Consider the following 18,071-nt stretch of genomic DNA (forward strand, 5'->3'; position numbering starts at 1 on the left):
AAAGAGAAAGGATTAATGGACGAACAGGCTATTCAAACCAACATCGCGGTAAAACTGAAAGACGCTGTAAATTTCAGCAATTCGAATGTCGCGACGAAGCACGAAACGGCGCTGAAATACTATAAGCGCGCATATCTTCCCGGCGACGACAAAATCAAAGGTCGCTCGAAATGGGTTTCGCCTGAAGTTCAGCAGCGCGTTGACTGGTCCGTTGCCAGCATGATCCGCATCTTCGATAGCCCGGAAAATGTCTGCGAATTCCTGCCATTTGGACCAGAAGACGAAGCGATTGCTCGTCAGCAAACATCCGTTGTGAATTGGATTTTGAAGACGAAGAACAGCCATCTTTCGTTTCTTCAGCCATGGCTCCAGAACGGTTTTATTTGTGGTTTGGGCATCATCACCGCCGAATTCACGACCGAGACCATTGAAGGTCTTCCCCGCACATTCAAGGGCATTCCAGATGCACAGCTTTTGGCATTCGATCAGCAAGAGGAAGCCGGTCAAATCGTAATTGAGGAAGCTTCAAAGCCGTACCTGAACGAAGTTGGTATGTCGGTCCGAGACCTGAAGATCAGAGCCGTTCGCCGTAATCCCGTTTTCAACGTCCTGAGTGTCGCTCCCGAAGATTTCATCATTTCCCGAGACGCAAAAATCGATCCTGAAACGGGCGGTATTGCTGCCAAACTTCAGGGACATCGTAAGGTCGTTTCGAAGGCGACCCTGCTTGAAATGGGTTATGACGCCGAGAAGGTGTCGCAAATCGCGCTGGCATCGAGCAAGAATGATGGCATTGCCTTGGAACGCTCGAAAGACCTTGGTGGCGATCAGGGCGTTTCAGGCGATGATGTCGAAGTCTTTGTCGTCTACTGCAAAATGAAGATCGACAAGAAGGCGCGGCACTATCGCTTCACCCTTGCCGGTGGTACAGAAAAGCCTGTCCTGCTCGATTACGAAGAGACCACGCGTTTCTATCCATATGCTCCGTTCGTTCCATTCCCGCAAGCAGACACCCTTTTCAGCATGGGTATCGCTGACAAGATTGGCGATGATCATATCCTGATCACTCGGCTGAACCGCGCTATCATTGACGATCTGCACAGCCACGTAAATCCGACGAAGATCGTGAACCCGGATGCCGTCAATCTGGACGACCTTCTGAACGTTCACCCCGGCTCCATCGTTCGCTCAAACGATCCACAGGCAGGCATCAGCTATTCTATTCCGCCTTTCGCTGGGGGCGATGCAATGCCGGTCATTGCCAATCTGTCGAACAGTCTCGATTTCACGACTGGTGTCGGTCCTCAGATGGTGTCCCTGAATGCCAGCGACCTTCAGAATGCCACCGCAACCGCCGTGAACCAGCGCAACAACTCCAGCCAGCTCTTGGTCGAAATGATCAGCCGCTATTTTGCCGACACTGGCTATGCCTACCTCATCCGTATCGTGATCGACCAGCTTCTTCAGAAACCAGAAGAGGCGCAGGAGTTCATCGCCAGACTGACGAACAACTTTGTGCCGATTGACGAATTTACGCCTGAACTGGACGTGACGACCTCTGTTGCCTTTGGTGTGATGAGCCGTGACCAATCGACTGCATCATTGAGCAACCTCTTGGCACAGCAGATGTCCGCCATGCAGGCTGGTCTTCCAATCGTCAACGCTCAGACGATTTACAACACCCTTGCCAAGCTTTCCGAGACAGCAGGTTTCAAGAATAGCAGCCTGTTCTTTGTCGATCCATCCACACTTCCGCCGCCGCCACCACCACAGCCTCCAGTCGATCCTAATGCCGGTCTCATTGAGATGGAAAAGGTCAAGGCTCAGTTGAAGGCGCAATCTGATGAAGCTGATCGCAATTTCGAAATGCAGAAACTGGTTGCCCAACTCCAGCAGCAGCAAGCCGAATTCCGTGAAGAGATGGAATTGAAGAGCAAACAGCAGGAGCAAAATTACCTCCTAAAGCTGATGGAACTGGACAAGAAATATTCACAGACAGACACCCCGATAAGCGACATTCCGCAGATAATGATTGAGGTTCCGAATGAACAATATTGAGAAAGCAAATGCGGCACTTCGCTTGAAGGAAAACGAAGATTTCCGCGATCTGATGAAGTGCATTGAAGCCGAAATTTTCGAAGCGTTCATGAACACAAAGTTAGGGCAAGCGGAAGAATTAGATGGCGTTCACCAACTCAGCCATGGCTTCAAGCTGATCAATCAAAGGCTCGATAAATACATTGAAGTCGCAAAGTTCGAAACGCAATCGCAGAAAGATGAAGAATACTAAATATTCGAACCAAAAACACTTTAGGAATTACTAAATAGATGGAAATTGAAGGCAATAATCCGGAAGGAACTGCATTAAACATTAATGAAGCGGCTGATCTTATCAGTCAAACTCTCGACGTATCTGAGGACTCTTTTGATGAGCAACCAGACGAGAACGTTGAATTACCGGCAGTCGAAGAAGCTGATGAAGCTCCTGAAACTGACGAGACGCCGGAAGAGCAATATTTCGATATCGATGGCAATCAGGTAAGTCTTAGCGAAATTCGGTCCTCTTATATGAGACAAGCCGATTATACGAAGAAGACGCAGGAAATTGCCGAACAACGGAAGTTCTATCAGGAAAACCAAAGGGACATTAACTCCCTTCGATCTGAAGCACTGGCAGGGATTGAAGCCCTGAAACAGCAAGTTTCAATCGAGTTCCGGCAGATGGAATATCCCGATTTCGATTGGCTCGCAGAAAATGATCCGGCGGAATATGTCCGACAGAAAGCCCAATGGGAAAAGCGTGAATACGCCGTTCGCCAAATTTATGAAGCTGAAACTGCCTTGAAGCGGAAAGCAGCCGCATATGAGGAAGAACAGCATAGGTCCGCAATTCAGGAAACGAGCAATCGCTTCTTCGAAAAGTACCCTGATCTGAAGGACAAAAACAAGGCTGACGAAGTTTTCAGTGACATCACTGGATTGCTTTTGGACACTGGCTTTAACGAGCAGGAAATCAAGAGCATCGCTGACTTCCGTATCATCGACCTACTGTACCGAGTTGTTCAGGCTGAAAAAGCACAAAAGGCAATTCCGCAGGTAGTCGAAAAGATCGCGAAGAAGCCGGTTATTTCCGCGAAGGAAAATTCGCGAAAGACAGCTGCTGATTATGATCGTCAATCTTTCGAAAAATTCAACCAATCTCGTAGTGTTGCGGACGCCGCAGCCCTCATCAAAAATCTACTCTAAGAACAAGAAGGTAAGAAAATGCCCACTTTAACCACGACCAATGTCTCCCATGTACGCGAAGATTTGAGCAACGTCATTTCAATGATTTCGCCGGAAGAGACTCCATTTATTTCCTCTATCGGCAAGACCAAGGCAACCGCTGTCAAGCATGAATGGCTTCAGGACGAACTCGCCGCTGCCAATAAGGACAACGCCATTGCTGAAGGCGCGGACGCCACGGATACGACCCTGAATGGTCCTGTTCGTATTTCGAACGTCACGCAGATTTTCCAGAAGGACATTCGCCTGAGTTCTACTCTGAACGCTGTCAACACGGCTGGCGCAAAGGATGAACTTGCTCGCCAGATCGCCAAGAAAGGCAAAGAACTGAAGCGAGACCAAGAAGCTGCTTATGTCTCTGGCAATGGCTCTGTTGCAGTCGGTGTTCGCAAGCTCGGTGGCGCTGAAGCTTTCATCTCTACCAACGCTCTGCACGGCGCGAACGGCGCATCGACCGGCTTTGCCGGTGGTGTCGTCAATGCTCCTACGGCTGGCACGGCTCGTCCTCTCACCGAAGCACTGTTCATTTCCGCTCTCCAGAAGATTTGGGAAGCTGGTGGTGATCCGAACACGGTTATTGCGCCGGGTATCCTGAAGTCGAAGATTTCGACCTTCAACGGTGGTTCGACCAAGCAGCAGAACGCAGATAAGAAGACCGTCAATCAGGCTGTAGACCTTTACGTTTCGGATTTCGGCACGGTCACGATCCTTCCGCATCGTTTCATGTCCACTTCGACCGTCATTGCTTACGATCCGGCTCTTTGGAATTCGGCTGTCCTTCGTGGCGTCGAAAAGAAGGAACTCGGCAAGACTGGCGATAGCGAACGCTATATGCTCGTCACCGAAACGACGCTGGAATGCCTCAATGAAAAGGGCAATGCCAAGATCGCTGACTTGAACGGCTAATAATCATAAATTCAAGGAACGACTAAGAGCCTCTTCGGAGGCTCTTTTTTATGCAAAATCTCTCAAATTCAAGCCGCCGCTAAATACGTCAATAGACATTTTAGAGGCATAATTGATGGACAATTTTCAAGCTGGTGATCTGATACAATCCGGCTCAATCGTATGGGAAGACACTCCCGACTACACGGTCACTTTGATCCGAGACGGTGACAAAATCATTGTCAAAACCGATTACAAAAACATTCAGGCAATGCTCGATGCAAACGCGCAAGAAGCTGCCGATTTCAATCAGACTGGTAAACATTCCGATGTCGTGAAAGTCGCTGGCATTCCAATCGGCTTGTATTTCGATTGGAAACGCGAAGGCATTACCGACGATCCTGAAGCGATGAAGCGCCGTCTCAATGACGCTGATTATGCAAAGTTTCGCGTGAACAATTGGAGGCTCTGATATGACCTATCAAGCCTTCCTTGACCTGATCAAAAGCTACACCATCCGCGACGACGCCCCGATCAACAGTTTCATTCTTCGTGCTGAAAGCCATCTTCGCCCGATTGTTCGCCATTACCGATCCGAAAAGACCATTGTCCTTTCCATCACCGACGACATTGCCGATCTGCCCGCCGACTTCATCGAAATTCGCGCCATTACCGGCATTGCGAAGCGATACAAACCTGTTTCCATCAACAGTGCCACGCTGACTTGTGACGAGGTTGGCTATTATCGCGTCTCCGAAAAGATGATCTTCGCCGGTCAAGCCGAAGATACGGTCAAGCTTACCTACTATTCAGCCTTCACGCCGTTGACCGAGACCAGTTCCAATTGGCTCTTCGATAATTTCCAGAACGTCTACATTTCAGCCGTTCTCAGGGAATTCTACCGTTGGGAAAAGGACGCCGAAGGTATTGCATCTGAGCAGGCTGCTTTGAACGAAGCTCTTAGTGTTCTGGCGGAAGATGACAGGCGCGGACGCATGACTGGCTCTATCACGCTTGGCGGTCCAACATGGTAATCGACCAGCCCTTCACGTCTTGGACCCCCGATCTTCCCGCGCTCAACAATCCGGGTGTTGTTCGTGCCCACAACGGAACACCCGGGCGCGGTTCGTTTGCCGGTGGTGTCACGTTCTTCCCGATGAAAGCTGCATCGCTGTATTCTGAGACGGCAATGGCTTCTCGTCCGCTTGGGACAGCTATTGGTCAGAATGCATCTGGTGATGCGAAGGTCTATGGCGGCGGTGCAACTGCGCTCTACAAGCTCTCTCCTTCAACCCGCCAATGGACGAACATTTCCCGATCAGGTGGCTATCTGACAACCGGCAAAGAACGCTGGAAATCGGTCGAATTCGGAAGCCTGCAACTCTTCACCAACTTCAGTGATGAACCCCAATTCATCGATATGAATCAGGATATCCAGTTCGCCAATCTGACGACGCTGGTAAAAGGCAGACATATCGCCACTCACAAGGGCTTCACGATCCTTGGGAACACATATGACGCCCTTGACGGCGCTGTGCCCTATCGCGTCCGCTGGAGCGGCATAGAGGCTCCTTCGGATTGGACCTTCAATCCTTCCACGCAATCCGATTTTCAGGATGTCCACGGCTACGGCTCCATCATGGGTATCGTCACGGATGATCAGTGCTGGATACTGCTCCAGCGTGGTATCGTTCAGATGCAGTATATCGGAGCACCCTACGTTTTCAGCTTCACAGATCGCGTAGTTGGAAAAGGCTGTTCAGTGGCGGAATCCGTGATTTCCGTTGAAGGGCGACATTTCTTCCTTTCCGAAGATGGCTTTTACCTTCTTAGCGGTGGCGGTCTCACCCCAATTGGTTCCGGCAAAATTGACAAGTGGTTCCTGCAAAACGCCGATCCCGACAAACTGCACCTTATGTCGGTAGCTGCCGATCCCCGCGAAACCCTGATTTACTGGTCTTTCTGTTCGGTCAATTCCCCGAACGGGCATCCTGATATGATGCTGATCTTCAATTATCAGACGGGCGAATGGTCAACGGCTGATGCAACAGCGGATATGATCTTCAATTCAATTTCGCTGCCATGGACGATTGACCAGTTGGATACGTATGGAGCGCTGGACAATGTTCCTGCCTCTTTTGATGATCCCATCTGGTCAGGTGGCAAGTCCATGCTTTGGGCGATGAGCAATGAAGGCGCTGTTTATTCATTCTCCGGTCAGACGCTCGAACTATCGATTGAGACGCCGGAATATCAGCTTTCGAAAGTTCTGCCCAATCAAACAGGTGCGGATATCGCATCCATTTCCAGAGCAAGACCATTGTTTGAAGGCAATGGAACGGCTCGGATTCAGGTCTGTACTCGTAGGCTCCTTTCCGATCCAATCCAGTGGTCAGATTTGAAAGATACAAGCTCAGAAACCGGCTTTGCTTATTTCCGTGAAAAGTCACGTTTCCAGCGTTTCCGCGTCAGAATTTCTGGTGATTGGAAGACTGCATTTGCTTTTCAGATCGACGGGCAGACGGCGGGAAAACGCTAAATAGCGTAATGGAAAGAGTCTACGATCATACGAATACAAGACAGATCACAAGCGTTGTAAATCAAATTGCCAGTCAGTTTGATAATACCGGCTCTGTGACTTTGGCGAATTCAACCACTTCGACAACGGTTACGAATCCCAAGGTAAACAGCCAAAGCAAGATCGTTCTTCAGGCAAGAACGGTTGCAGCGGCAAATGCTCTAAGTTCGACGTTCATTTCCGCAATAAATGGCGGCTCCTTCGTCATAACTCATGCTTCTGCGACGACTGCCAGAACATTCGATTACGTGGTGTTCAACGTATGATGCAGATGGGTTTCAGCGAAGAAGAATATGCGCGGGTTAGAAGTTGGCTTCTGTCTGCTTTTGAAAGAACTCCAGCGGTTTTCGATGAAGACGAAATGCTTGAAAATCTGCGCAAATCCGAATGGCATCTTGTCACGGCTGATCACTCCGCTTGTGTCCTTGAACTCTGCAAATATGAAGGGGAATGGATCGCAAACGTTCTGCTTTTGGGTGGTGAAAAGAACAAATCCTTGAAGGAAATCATGCACTGCCAAGTCATTCTTTGTCGGTTCCTGAAAGATCAAGGATTTACAAAACTGGTCGGGACTCCCCGCCCTGAATGGCATAAAATAATCCTGAAATACGGCTTCGAAAAACAAGAAGAAGAATTCATAAAGAGGCTTTAATCAATGGCGTCAACTCCCAAGACAACAACCACAACGACTTCCACGGAGCCATGGAGCGGGTCAAAACAGTATCTGCTTGATCAGTATGCGACTCTCGACAATCTCTATAAATCTGGCGCTCCCCAAGCGTATCAAGGCTCGCTCATTGCTGATCAATCTCAGGCAACGAAAGACGCTTTAAGTCAGGCGGAAAACATTGCCAGAAACGGCAATACGTCCACGCTGACGAACGCAACGAACGCCGTCAATTCGGTGATGAATAGCGCTGGAAATCAGCAAGCGCAGAACACTTATTCTCAGCTCCAGAATACGAGTGATTTTGCACCAAATCCGACCAATATGATTGCTTCCAATATTGCCAATGGACAATTTGCAAGCGGTCAGACTTCGAACAACCCGGCGATGCAGTATCTTCAAAAGACTGCTTCCGGAGCGAATATCGGCAACAATCCGTATCTTTCTCAGATGGTTTCGAACCAGCAAGACCAGATTGCCAACAAGCTGAAGAACATCACCAATCCCGGAATTGACAGTCAGGCGGCTGCGATTGGTCGTATGGGTTCCGGCGCTTACGCTACTCAACGGAATAATGCGGAAACTACCGCCGCCAATGAAATGGCGAAGGTTGCGACTGACATGTACGGCAACCAGTACAATCAGGATGTCTCGAACCAGATGAATGCAGCGAATGCCTATGGCTCGCTCTATAATCAGGACATCGCCAATAACCAGAACCAGCAAGCGAATGATCGTTCCTATCAGCTTTCCGGCATGAACGCGCTGAGCAACAACTATCAGAACTCGATTTCGAACATGCTCGGCTTGAACGATCAGAAGCTGAATGCAGCGAACGCTTCTGTTGCAGCGGATTCCAGTCTGGCTTCGCAAAAGCTCAATGCTGCAAACATGGCTGGTCAGACCTATCAGAACCAGTACCTCCCATCGCAGCAACTGGCGAATGTCGGGGCAAGTCAGGATTCTCGTCTGGATGCTCTCAAGGCGGCTGAAATTGGTTCTTGGGATCAACAGCAACAGCAGCCGATTATGAATGCTGCGAACTTCATCAACCTGCTCAATGGTGGCGGCTACAATAGCCAGTCGTCACAGACGCCGGTCTATTCGAATACTGGCGGTCAAATTCTTGGCGGCTTGTCGTCGCTCGCTGGCTTGTTCGCACTTTGCCAAGCGTCTGAGAAAATCCTGCACAAGCATGTCGGATTTATGCCGCTGACGAATGGCGAACGCATCGCGATTTACGAATTCACGTACAAAAACGACCCCGATCAGCAGCGTTGGTATGGACCTGTCGCAGAAGAGGTTGATCGCAAAACAGACGCTGCAATCGAAATTGACGGAAAGCTCCATATCGATGTGACGAAACTTATGGAGGCAGCGTAATTATGGCTGGCGTATTTGATTTCCTTTTCAAAAAGAAACCCAATGGTGAAGACGACCTGAAAGCCGTTCTCACTCCTGAACAGGCGAAGAAAGAGAACTTCCTTTCTCAGTTCCTGCCGGAAGATGCCGATAAGCGTCAGTCGCTCGCCCAAAGCCTTTTGCTTGGCGGTGCTGCAATGATGGCTGCTGGCGGTCCTTCTGAGAAGCCTACGAACCTTCTCCAGATTGTTGGGCAAGGTCTCGGCAATGGCGTGGGTGCATACAATGCCAACATGGACGGCATTGCTGATCGTCAGACGAAAGGAATTACCAACCGGGCAAATCAAGTGAAGCTTCAGAATGTACAGGACGCGCAGAATCGCGCTTCTACCTTCATTGAAAAATATGGTTCGCCTTCCGAGAACGGCTATTCCATTGAAGCCCTTTTTGCGCTTCACCAAATGCAACTTGCCAATGGCGATGACGCTGGTGCACGGGAGACGCAGGGGCAAATCCAAAAGTTGCAGCAGCATGCCGCAGACAATGGAATGGTCCTTGGAGAAGACGGTTCCTATCGGCTTGCAGATGGCTATGGAAAGAGCGTGTTCGATACGAAAAAGGCGGAAAGCCTTGGTTCGGCTGTTGGGCAGAATGCCGAGATTACCTCTGATCAGAAAGATTATCAGTTCGGCGTCGAAAACCCCGATTTCCGCAAATACGAATTCACAAAAAAGAACGACACCAATATCAACGTCAATACGGCTCCTAAAGACGGGAAGATTTTCGAAGAGTTCATTGACGAACGGAAAGGCGCGACTTCCGCCGTCGCTGGTCTGAAATCGAACTTCGAAGCGCAGAACGCGATCAGATCAGGAGCCATTACCGGTGCCATGGCTGATAAGCGGCTATATCTCCAGAAGGTCGGCGCTTTGCTCGGCGTGGCTGACACCAAGGAAATCCAGAACACGGAGACCTTCCAGTCGGCTGTTGCTCCCATGGTCGGTGCGATGATCAAGGATATTGTCGGTTCCGCCAATATCTCCGATAGCGACCGTGCGTTCGCAGAAAAGGCGGCAGGCGGCAATATCAGCCTTGATGAAGGCTCCATCCTTCGCCTGCTCGAAATTCAGGAAAAGGTCGCGAAAGACAAGATCGCCAGTTACAGTTCTCGTGTTGATGCCATTTATCCTGATACGCCCGAAAACGAGAAGCAGCGCGCATTTCTCAAAGGTGGCATTGCTGTTCCTGAAAAGCGTTCGGCTGTTGAAACGGTCGTCGTTGATTCCGAAGCTGCATATGATGCTGTTCCGACTGGTGCAGCCTACCGCTTCAGTGACGACCCGGCTGAGATGGTTCGGAGGAAGCGCTGATGGTCAATTACATCCGCTATGCCAATCAGGGCGCTACTCGCAATCGTGAGCTTTCCGAAGAGCTTTTGAAACGGCTTGGCTATCTGGAAAACATGGGCGTCACTGCCGAAGTTTTTTCAGGTGGACAGCCAGGAATCGAGGAAGGTGGTAATCGTGTTGGTTCAACCCGGCACGATCACGGCGGCGCGGCTGATGTTTTCTTTTACAAAGACGGAAAAAGGCTGGATTGGGCGAACGATCAGGATCGCCCGATCTTTCAGCAGATTGTCAGCGAAGGCAAAGCAAATGGCATTACCGGTTTCGGTGCTGGTCCCGGCTATATGCAGCAAGGTTCGATGCATATTGGTATGGGTTCGCCGGGTGTTTGGGGGGCTGGCGGCAAAGGTGACAACGCGCCGGAATGGCTAAAAGCTGCCTATAATGGCGCTCCATCCCAAGCCAAGCCCGATATCGTCTCGGAAGTTATTGCTGCCGCCGATCCTGCATCAGCGCCAAAGGAAGTTCCCGGCGCGGAAACACTTGCTCTTGCTCAAAAGGCGGAAGAGCCGAAAAGCCGTAATGGTGTTCTGATCGATGCATACAATAATCTGACTGGTTCTGACGTTCAGATCGGTGACAAAATTCTTGGCATGGACACCGATAAAGTGACGAAGGGTTTCAGCCAGATCGGTGATTTCGCCAAGACCCTCGCAGAACAGGATACCGCGCTAAATAGCCAAATACAGGCAACAGCAAGGGCACAAGGCGGTAGGATCGGTGGCGGAAGTCCCGTCGAAATCGCCATTCTTTCTTCATTGCCAGAACAACGCAAACGCCGGGGCGGTCTCTCCGGGCTTGGAGGCTTCACGCTTTAAGATATGGACGATTGGAAGAAGAAAATTATTGAACGTGATGGCGGTGCCATTCCCGATTGGAAGCGCAAGATCATCGAGAAAGATAGCGGCACGAACGTTTTCGGAAATGCCGGTCCCGATCCTCGCGATATCTCTGACAACGCAGGCGATGCACCTTGGAATGTCCGCATGGCGGTTGGTGCACTCGATAAGCCCGAAGACCGACTGAAGGTTATTCAAAAGACATATCCCGACGCAAAACCCTATGGCGACGACAACTTCATTTTCACAGATGAGAAAGGCAGGACGCGGCTTTACAATACGGAAAGCTGGTTTCCGTCTCTTGGCGACTTTGCATCTATCACTCCTGAAATCGGTGAAACGGTTGGCGGCGCTGTTGGTGGTGTTCTTGGTGGTATCGGCGGCGGTGCTGTTGGTTCTGCCGTTCCTGTGCTTGGAACAGGCGTTGGTGCCTTTAGTGGCGCAGTAACTGGTGCTGGCGGCGGTTCTGTCGCTGGTCGTGAGGGCGTTCAGCGCGGTTTGAATTGGCTGTTCGGCAACGAAGACACGCGAACCGGTTCTGAACAAGCTATCGATATGGGCAAGACGTTTGCGATGGGTGCGGCTGGCGAAGGTGCCGGTCGTGCGGTTGGTGCCGGATGGAAAGCCGGTAAAAATGCCTATAAAAAGATGCTGGTCGGTGGAGTCGATGATGTTGCCAAGGCTCAGGCAAGATTGGCAGACCTGAACGCTATCGGCGCTGATAATCCACTTCCCGGCATGGTGAACGGTAATCCGCGCACATCGAAATTCGAGCATGCTCTTTCTTCGCTTCGAAACGGTGATGAAATTCAGAAGCGCATTGACGATGCTCATCAGGCGATGGACGGCGAATTTGACCGGATTGTTTCGGGAACAGGAACTGCCAGAACTCAGGCGGAACTTGGCGAACTTCTCAAAGAGCAGGCAAAGCTTGCAAAACAGGCTGGCTTCCAACGATCCAATCAACTCTATGACCGTGTTGGCGAGAAAGTGACTTCTCCTGCCGTCATCGACAATACGTCCTCCTTCTTGCAAAAGCTCAAGTCGGATCGCGATGCCATGGGCAGTTTCGACAAGCGTGCAATCGGTTCGCAGACGGACAGCGTGATTGATGATGCGACCGCTATTCTTGAAGACGCTCAGAACGGCATGACCTTCGATCAGCTTCAGAAAGCGCGAACGATTATTGGTCAACGGGCGAAAGACACTGACGATAAGGTTCTCTCAAACCATCTAAACGGCTTGTACGGCGCATTGACTGCCGACATGGAAAAGACCGCTCTCGCTTCTGGTGAGGATGCGGCGCAGGCGTGGAGGAAAGCCAACAATCAGTACAGGCGGCACATGGACCCGGTGAAAGGGTTCGGCAAAGGCAGTGTTGCCGATAAAATCATCCAAGCTCCCGATACCGACAAGATTTGGCAATTCGCGACCGAGACGACCAATCGCGGTGGGAATCGTATCGCGCAAATTCGTAGAACTGTTGAAAAATCCGAAGGCGGCAAAGACGCATGGGCTGATGTTGTTTCCAGCAGCATCGAACAGCTTGGCAAGTTCACGGATGTTGAAGGGGTGGAGCAATTCAATTCCACCATGTTCCTGAACAAGTGGTCCAAGATGTCTCCCGAAGCGAAAGATGCCATCTTTAAGGGCACGAAGAACCAGCAATATCGACAGGACTTGGACAGGCTTGCCCGCATCTCGAACAATATGAAGCAATATGCTCGCGGTGCGAACCATTCGAATAGCCAGACGCACAAGCAGATGCTCGACAACATCAATCCGTTGGACAAGAACAACGTGCTGACTTCCGCACTCGGTATGGCGGCGGGTGTTGAGCCGATGTCCGCACTTGCCATTGGAGCGGCGAAAGGTGCCGCAAAAGCTGGAGCGAACAAGCTTTTCACCAACAGTCGCGTGGCGCTTTTCAAGAACCCGGAAACAGTCGCGTGGCTTGCCGATATCCCCAAGGCAGAGATGCAAAAAGGCGGAATGCAAGGGCACATGAAGAAGCTCGTGGAAATCCGCAAGCGTACTTCTGATCAGGCGGTTGCAGCCGCCATTGCCGATTACTTCCGCGATCTCGGCTACGAAGACGACCAATAATCTAAATAAAATCAATAATAACAAGAGGGCGAAAAGCTCATGACAGACTTAATTTCTTTCGATTGGAAAGAGCTTGATGCCGACAACACTCAGCCTTCCCCGAATGGCGTACAAGGCGGATATAGCCCTTCCCAAGTGGCACCAATAATCCGCACAATTCGTGGATCGCTGAAGCGTTTTTATGATCAAGCAAATCCCGTTTACACCTCTTCGGGAACGGGCAATGCCTATGTTCTCACATATGAAGCGGCACCAGCCGGATATTCGAAAGGCATTGTCTATCGCTTTTGGGCGCATGCGACGAACACTGGCGCAGCGACTTTGAACATCAACCAGCTTGGAACCAAGGCAATCGTTTCCCAAACGGATGGTTCGCCTTTGATCGCCGGGGCAATCGTCTCGGGGCGCATGGTCGAAGTTGTCTATAATGGCACGGCGTTCGAGTTGGTCAGTCTCGCATTCATGCCGATTCAACAGGGCGGTGGTGCCAATCAGGGAAGCGCAAAGATTTCTCTTGGTATGAGTTCCGGCAATCGGCTTCTCATGCAGGCAGACAGCACGGATTTTGGCGATACGTTTCCAATCAATATCAACGGCAATGCAACCACACTGGCGACTTATACGCCTGCTACCCTTCCAATTTCCACGGCAGTTCAGACCGCTTTGGATAGCGCTCAGACCAACACTCAAACCGCTCTTAATCTGAAAGCAAATCTGGCTTCTCCGTCTTTCACGGGTACGCCAACTGCACCAACACAGACGCAAGGAAATAATTCCAATCGGCTTGCGACGACTGCTTATGTCGATACCGGTCTTGCGGGTAAATTAAACACGTCCGGTGGCTCTTTGGCGGGTGGTTTGAGCATTATCGCTAACGCTGGCACGTCAGCCGCACCAATGCTTGCGATTAGAAACACCGTGAACGGTCAGGCAATGATGTCTTTCGGCGCGGCTAATCGAACAGAAGGTCTTGCAACGTTCGGTCAGCGTACTAACGGCAACTCATTTATCGGAGCGAATGCAAATGGATGGGATTTTGCACCGGACGGAACTTTATGGCTTCCCGGCGGCGGTCGTGTCGGATCGGATGGCAACGTGTTTCTACCGTACTTCAATGAGTGGATTTCTAACATTATGAGCCGTTCAAACCGAATTAGATACGGCGGTATTGGTTGGGCGGATGTCAGAAGTACAGGCGGTATTTTCGACACTAACCTCGCTCCAAATGTTGTTTGCGGCGTGACCACAAATAATGGACCCGGCGATAATCGATCACTGGTCGCACTATTTTACCGCACCATCCAGCAAACCGACATTTGGGGCAACTGGTACAATGTCGGATAATTTTTAAGAGGATATTTAAATGATAAATCACGGAAATTGGATCAGCTACAAGCCAGCAGAGCTACCACCATATGCACCTTTCAATGCAATGTTTTGGAAAAGAGATGATGACGATTGGTATGTGTGGTCACGAGCCAGATGGAACATTGTTCAGGGCGTCGATACTTCGGGAACAATAAAAGTCGTCGTCGCCAATAACAGAGTTGTAGGGGCAGAGGTTGATGCCACGTATCTGACGCTCCCAACCGATTTCACTCTTTTCGAATTGGAAGAAAACGATACCGCCCCTAAACCGGGTTGGATTTGCAGCGACGGCACTTTTATCGAACCAGCTATGGATACAGCGACCGCCAATTAAAGTTGTGGTCGATTACGTGATTCAATTGCCTTCAGCCCCAAAAAGAATACTAATGGCACTGTCTATTTCTTGGGGGAATTATGAAGAAGATTGTTGTTGCTTGCTTCGTGCTTTGCGCGATGCTCTCAAGCTGTGCGACCACGAGTGAAATGCCGCTTGCACCTAACGCGGTGCGATTGGACACAAATGCAAGTGGTTTGATTTTCACGAGTGCTGCCGGTGCCATCACCATGAAAAAGGCGGCTGAAGCCACTGTAAAACGCGGATACACCCATTTCAGGCTTGATCAGGTCGCCACTGCGCAGGGTTCTCGCTTCGTCGGAATGAATACGAACACGTATGGCAACGCTTCTGCGAACGTCTATGGCAATACCGCTTACGGTACGTACAGTGCAAACTCCTTCAGCACGCCGATGTACGCGCCTACAGCACAGATCGGTGTGACAGTCATCATGTTCCATGCAAACGAAGCTGGAGCCAGGGGCGCATTCAACGCTGCTGAAGTGATCAAAAAGAACGGTAAGATTTAGCCTGATTTGAACAGGTCAAATTCAGCCTGCCGACGTATAGTCAAACCGCGCAAGGGTGTGAGAACCCCTTTCACCCTTGCCTTATCCCATTGAAGCCATGACTTCCCGATCTCGGTAATCGGCGCTTTGCCGTTTATCTTCTTGAGAAGGGTTGAGCTTGATAGCGCGCCAAGCCCGACATTGAAGGCGAATGATACGAGCGCGCCGAACTGGTTTTCGGTCAATGAGACTTTGACCCGCCTTGCCACGCCTTTTTCGAATTCAGCCAGATCAAGGGCAAGCAGCCTCTCAGCTTCGTTTTGGGTGATTGTCTTGCCGCGCTTCACATCAGCCAAAGTGACTGTCTTGGTATGTCCGTATCCGATGGTCGGAATGTTCGCGGGGCAGAGATAGGCTTTAAGTTTGCAGCCTTCAGACGCCTTGATGATCTGAAGAGCTTTTGGGGATGTTTTATTGTTCATCCATTATGTAGACGAACAGGAACGCTCCCGATTTTTCCCGCTTAGTGAAGGGTAGGCTTTCTCACAGTTGGCTTTGTCCGCTTCTTGTAAGGACGGCGATTGCGAGACTGTTCCGCGTCAGTTGCCCAACGAACATTTCCGGGTTCGTATCCGCGCTCGTTGTCGATACGGTCGATGGAGTGACCAGAAGACGGACGAAGACCAACTTCGCGGGCGAACGCTTCAAAACTCTCAAAATGACAGAGAATGCCTCTTCCGCCATAATCGGCATAGCGCGGGTGGTTTTCATTGCGGCAACGAGCAAGGATATTGATGTAGCAACGATAGAGGGAGTATTTCTCGAAATCTTCAGACTTGCTGAAACCGTGCTTCTTGCTGTTAAGTCCATCAAAGTAATTGTTTAAATCCATTAGTAAATCTCCTGTTTTTGAATTCAGGAGTATTTAGAAAATTACGGATTTCTGGATTTTTGGAACGGATTATCGACAAAGCTTCGAGATGGTTGTGGGAACCTAACTTGGGCATAGGAAAACACGGTATTTCCTGCTCTAATCGCATCCAACTGAGTCACGAGCTTTTTGGGTAAGCCTTTGACATTGTATCATTACTGTAGTCTTTCGACTTTTGAGAGCATCATACGCACTAAAAGCATATGGCTGTCGTCACTTTCGTCATCGAATGACGCCCAAGAAGGGCGTTGGACGGACAGTTTGTTGCGAAACGTCTGTCTCGAATACGGCTACACTAGCTCGGAAATCCAGCGACTATCAGAGCTTTTTAAAGCTTCGCTCGATTTTTGGGATGTCCTAGGTCTCTGTCTAACGCCTGATGATGATATGCTCAGTCAATGGCGAGGTTATGCAGACGATGGTTTTGGTCTCGCGATAGGTTTCAATGACCATTCGCTAGCTAGTTGTGCGGATTCTAATAGTTTAAAACTACAACAGGTAGTGTACAGCGAAGCCGAACAGCTTGAGATTTTCCGCACTCGTTTTTTTCCTGTAAAGGACGCAATACGGGATGTGATTTCCAAAATACCGGCAGCCACTTCAACCGGTTGGCAAGGTGCACAAGATCAGTTTCGTGCGGTGCTATCCAGCCCCGCCGCTGTAGTCGGCGCATTCATGCTGTCACTCGTGGATTTATCCTACCGAATGAAAAATCCAGCGTTTCGAGAAGAGAACGAAACGCGGCTGACGTGGTCAGTTACGCAGAACTACCCAAAGTGCGAGTTTCATACCTCTGGCAGAAAGCTGGTGCCACACTACGCGATCCAGTTCTCAAGCACTGTGCCCTCAATGTCGATAGATCGCATTGTCCTAGGACCAAGAAATCCAACACCCTTGGACGTGGCGAAGGCATTCTTGAACAAACACGGTTTCACGACCACAGACGTTTCCCGTTCGAGCGCTTCTTATCGTGGAGTAATTTAGCACATCCCATCGCCCCGCTAAGCGATCACGAAGCCTGCCAGAGCAGTTGCAAATGCTACAGGAAAAATGACGGACTGCTACATTACCGCTATTGACAGCCCAAATGAAATAATTGATTTTATTGAGTAATTCGAAATCTCAAAACAGGATTGGCGTTTCTCGTGGACACCATTTCCTGAAAATTATTTAAAATCAATGACATAATCGGACAGCGACCAGCAGACAGCTGGTCCGGGCGCGAGAAGTGGTGCGTATTCTTTGCCAGCCTGCCGCCTGCAATTGGCAAATATCAGATCGACCGACATAATAGCGTTTCCTCCTAGAACACAGAAAGTTCAAAGCTTCGTAGGGGAACGTTGAAAGCCAGCAATCGCTTCCTATTTCCTATCAGTGACGACGAGGCGCCTGTCGAAGTGGGTCGCGCGAGACGAGGGAGATTTGATGATCGACGAATATGGTCCATATGTGCAGATGTCCACACTTGGAGAACAGATGGCTGCCTGCTACCAGACGGATGCAAATCTCGCGCTGGAACCGCATCTGGCACATTACATGGACGAGGTGGAGGTGAATATAGCCGCCGACAGCTTCAACCATGTTGGCTTCCTGAACAGGATCAGCAGCCGGTTGCAGGTGACGTTGGCGGCAACGACCAATCAAAGACGCCGGGAGTTTCTGCAAGCGGTTGTGGCTTCGCTTCAGGAGCGGATCGACCGCCATTCGTTCGATGTGGCTCAATAGGATTGGACCGGTCATCTCCCCGCGGTTGACCGGCTTGCCGCACTTGGTCGACGAGACGGTCACAAGGCCTGTCTTA

Annotated in this window: 19 protein-coding genes; 17 read left to right on the forward strand and 2 right to left on the reverse strand. The window is 50.3% G+C overall.

All coding sequences use genetic code 11. From position 1 onward, the window contains the following. Positions 1–15: 15 nt before the first annotated feature. The 15 genes from ACZ47E_RS22285 to ACZ47E_RS22355 all read left to right on the forward strand — a co-directional run bounded on the left by ACZ47E_RS22285 (position 16) and on the right by ACZ47E_RS22355 (position 15,360). A complete protein-coding gene (locus ACZ47E_RS22285; protein ID WP_464017159.1) occupies positions 16–2,058 on the forward strand; it encodes a portal protein in 2,043 nt (680 codons plus the stop codon). Next, positions 2,045–2,290 carry a hypothetical protein gene (locus ACZ47E_RS22290; protein ID WP_464017160.1) on the forward strand — a complete coding sequence of 82 codons (246 nt, stop codon included), beginning with the start codon at positions 2,045–2,047 and terminating at the stop codon, positions 2,288–2,290. The genes ACZ47E_RS22285 and ACZ47E_RS22290 overlap by 14 nt, the downstream gene beginning before the upstream one ends. A gap of 38 nt (positions 2,291–2,328) precedes the next feature. Continuing rightward, a complete protein-coding gene (locus ACZ47E_RS22295) occupies positions 2,329–3,246 on the forward strand; it encodes a hypothetical protein (RefSeq protein ID WP_464017161.1) in 918 nt (305 codons plus the stop codon). 18 nt (positions 3,247–3,264) lie between these two features. Beyond that, complete coding sequence (locus ACZ47E_RS22300) at positions 3,265–4,191, forward strand: DUF5309 domain-containing protein (protein ID WP_464017162.1); 927 nt, start codon at positions 3,265–3,267, stop codon at positions 4,189–4,191. A gap of 115 nt (positions 4,192–4,306) precedes the next feature. Further along, positions 4,307–4,642: a hypothetical protein gene (locus tag ACZ47E_RS22305; protein ID WP_464017163.1), complete on the forward strand. Its 336-nt coding sequence runs from the start codon at positions 4,307–4,309 to the stop codon at positions 4,640–4,642. Position 4,643: 1 nt separating this feature from the next. Continuing rightward, positions 4,644–5,204, forward strand: a complete 561-nt coding sequence (locus tag ACZ47E_RS22310; protein WP_464017164.1) for a phage adaptor protein — start codon at positions 4,644–4,646, stop codon at positions 5,202–5,204. Continuing rightward, positions 5,198–6,709, forward strand: a complete 1,512-nt coding sequence (locus tag ACZ47E_RS22315) for a hypothetical protein (protein WP_464017165.1) — start codon at positions 5,198–5,200, stop codon at positions 6,707–6,709. Before ACZ47E_RS22310 ends, ACZ47E_RS22315 begins: the two co-directional genes overlap by 7 nt. A gap of 301 nt (positions 6,710–7,010) precedes the next feature. Next, a complete protein-coding gene (locus ACZ47E_RS22320) occupies positions 7,011–7,400 on the forward strand; it encodes a hypothetical protein (RefSeq protein WP_464017166.1) in 390 nt (129 codons plus the stop codon). Positions 7,401–7,403: 3 nt separating this feature from the next. Continuing rightward, positions 7,404–8,798: a hypothetical protein gene (locus tag ACZ47E_RS22325; RefSeq protein WP_464017167.1), complete on the forward strand. Its 1,395-nt coding sequence runs from the start codon at positions 7,404–7,406 to the stop codon at positions 8,796–8,798. 2 nt (positions 8,799–8,800) lie between these two features. Further along, positions 8,801–10,147, forward strand: a complete 1,347-nt coding sequence (locus ACZ47E_RS22330) for a hypothetical protein (protein WP_464017168.1) — start codon at positions 8,801–8,803, stop codon at positions 10,145–10,147. Further along, positions 10,147–11,001, forward strand: a complete 855-nt coding sequence (locus tag ACZ47E_RS22335; protein ID WP_464017169.1) for a hypothetical protein — start codon at positions 10,147–10,149, stop codon at positions 10,999–11,001. The genes ACZ47E_RS22330 and ACZ47E_RS22335 overlap by 1 nt, the downstream gene beginning before the upstream one ends. Before the next feature lie 3 nt (positions 11,002–11,004). Next, positions 11,005–13,128 carry a hypothetical protein gene (locus ACZ47E_RS22340; RefSeq protein ID WP_464017170.1) on the forward strand — a complete coding sequence of 708 codons (2,124 nt, stop codon included), beginning with the start codon at positions 11,005–11,007 and terminating at the stop codon, positions 13,126–13,128. A gap of 39 nt (positions 13,129–13,167) precedes the next feature. Further along, entirely contained in the window at positions 13,168–14,472 is a 1,305-nt protein-coding gene (locus ACZ47E_RS22345) for a hypothetical protein (RefSeq protein ID WP_464017171.1), read from the forward strand. A 19-nt stretch (positions 14,473–14,491) separates the two neighbouring features. Next, positions 14,492–14,830, forward strand: coding sequence for a hypothetical protein (locus ACZ47E_RS22350; RefSeq protein WP_464017172.1), 339 nt, complete (start codon positions 14,492–14,494; stop codon positions 14,828–14,830). An 80-nt stretch (positions 14,831–14,910) separates the two neighbouring features. After that, positions 14,911–15,360, forward strand: coding sequence for a hypothetical protein (locus ACZ47E_RS22355; protein WP_464017173.1), 450 nt, complete (start codon positions 14,911–14,913; stop codon positions 15,358–15,360). Here the strand turns inward: ACZ47E_RS22355 and ACZ47E_RS22360 are convergent. Continuing rightward, entirely contained in the window at positions 15,357–15,821 is a 465-nt protein-coding gene (locus ACZ47E_RS22360; protein ID WP_464017174.1) for a lysozyme, read from the reverse strand. The two genes, ACZ47E_RS22355 and ACZ47E_RS22360, sit on opposite strands and share 4 nt — an antisense overlap. A gap of 41 nt (positions 15,822–15,862) precedes the next feature. Continuing rightward, entirely contained in the window at positions 15,863–16,231 is a 369-nt protein-coding gene (locus ACZ47E_RS22365; protein WP_464017175.1) for a hypothetical protein, read from the reverse strand. Positions 16,232–16,657: 426 nt separating this feature from the next. On the opposite strand from ACZ47E_RS22365, the gene ACZ47E_RS22370 reads away from it, so the two are divergent. Together ACZ47E_RS22370 and ACZ47E_RS22375 are read left to right on the forward strand one after the other, a co-directional pair. Next, positions 16,658–17,254: a DUF2971 domain-containing protein gene (locus tag ACZ47E_RS22370; RefSeq protein ID WP_464017193.1), complete on the forward strand. Its 597-nt coding sequence runs from the start codon at positions 16,658–16,660 to the stop codon at positions 17,252–17,254. Between the two features lie 441 nt (positions 17,255–17,695). Continuing rightward, positions 17,696–17,995: a hypothetical protein gene (locus ACZ47E_RS22375; protein ID WP_004445697.1), complete on the forward strand. Its 300-nt coding sequence runs from the start codon at positions 17,696–17,698 to the stop codon at positions 17,993–17,995. Positions 17,996–18,071: the final 76 nt, after the last annotated feature.

This window comes from Agrobacterium sp. 5Ca39, from assembly GCF_055382365.1.

Coding starts and splice junctions, on each gene's coding strand:
- ACZ47E_RS22365 (WP_464017175.1), bottom strand. CDS start 16,231: ATGGATTTAAACAATTACTTTGATGGACTTAACAGCAAGAAGCACGGT.
- ACZ47E_RS22290 (WP_464017160.1), top strand. CDS start 2,045: ATGAACAATATTGAGAAAGCAAATGCGGCACTTCGCTTGAAGGAAAAC.
- ACZ47E_RS22320 (WP_464017166.1), top strand. CDS start 7,011: ATGATGCAGATGGGTTTCAGCGAAGAAGAATATGCGCGGGTTAGAAGT.
- ACZ47E_RS22300 (WP_464017162.1), top strand. CDS start 3,265: ATGCCCACTTTAACCACGACCAATGTCTCCCATGTACGCGAAGATTTG.
- ACZ47E_RS22375 (WP_004445697.1), top strand. CDS start 17,696: ATGATCGACGAATATGGTCCATATGTGCAGATGTCCACACTTGGAGAA.
- ACZ47E_RS22295 (WP_464017161.1), top strand. CDS start 2,329: ATGGAAATTGAAGGCAATAATCCGGAAGGAACTGCATTAAACATTAAT.
- ACZ47E_RS22355 (WP_464017173.1), top strand. CDS start 14,911: ATGAAGAAGATTGTTGTTGCTTGCTTCGTGCTTTGCGCGATGCTCTCA.
- ACZ47E_RS22315 (WP_464017165.1), top strand. CDS start 5,198: ATGGTAATCGACCAGCCCTTCACGTCTTGGACCCCCGATCTTCCCGCG.
- ACZ47E_RS22310 (WP_464017164.1), top strand. CDS start 4,644: ATGACCTATCAAGCCTTCCTTGACCTGATCAAAAGCTACACCATCCGC.
- ACZ47E_RS22305 (WP_464017163.1), top strand. CDS start 4,307: ATGGACAATTTTCAAGCTGGTGATCTGATACAATCCGGCTCAATCGTA.
- ACZ47E_RS22325 (WP_464017167.1), top strand. CDS start 7,404: ATGGCGTCAACTCCCAAGACAACAACCACAACGACTTCCACGGAGCCA.
- ACZ47E_RS22360 (WP_464017174.1), bottom strand. CDS start 15,821: ATGAACAATAAAACATCCCCAAAAGCTCTTCAGATCATCAAGGCGTCT.
- ACZ47E_RS22335 (WP_464017169.1), top strand. CDS start 10,147: ATGGTCAATTACATCCGCTATGCCAATCAGGGCGCTACTCGCAATCGT.
- ACZ47E_RS22340 (WP_464017170.1), top strand. CDS start 11,005: ATGGACGATTGGAAGAAGAAAATTATTGAACGTGATGGCGGTGCCATT.
- ACZ47E_RS22330 (WP_464017168.1), top strand. CDS start 8,801: ATGGCTGGCGTATTTGATTTCCTTTTCAAAAAGAAACCCAATGGTGAA.
- ACZ47E_RS22345 (WP_464017171.1), top strand. CDS start 13,168: ATGACAGACTTAATTTCTTTCGATTGGAAAGAGCTTGATGCCGACAAC.
- ACZ47E_RS22370 (WP_464017193.1), top strand. CDS start 16,658: ATGCTCAGTCAATGGCGAGGTTATGCAGACGATGGTTTTGGTCTCGCG.
- ACZ47E_RS22285 (WP_464017159.1), top strand. CDS start 16: ATGGACGAACAGGCTATTCAAACCAACATCGCGGTAAAACTGAAAGAC.
- ACZ47E_RS22350 (WP_464017172.1), top strand. CDS start 14,492: ATGATAAATCACGGAAATTGGATCAGCTACAAGCCAGCAGAGCTACCA.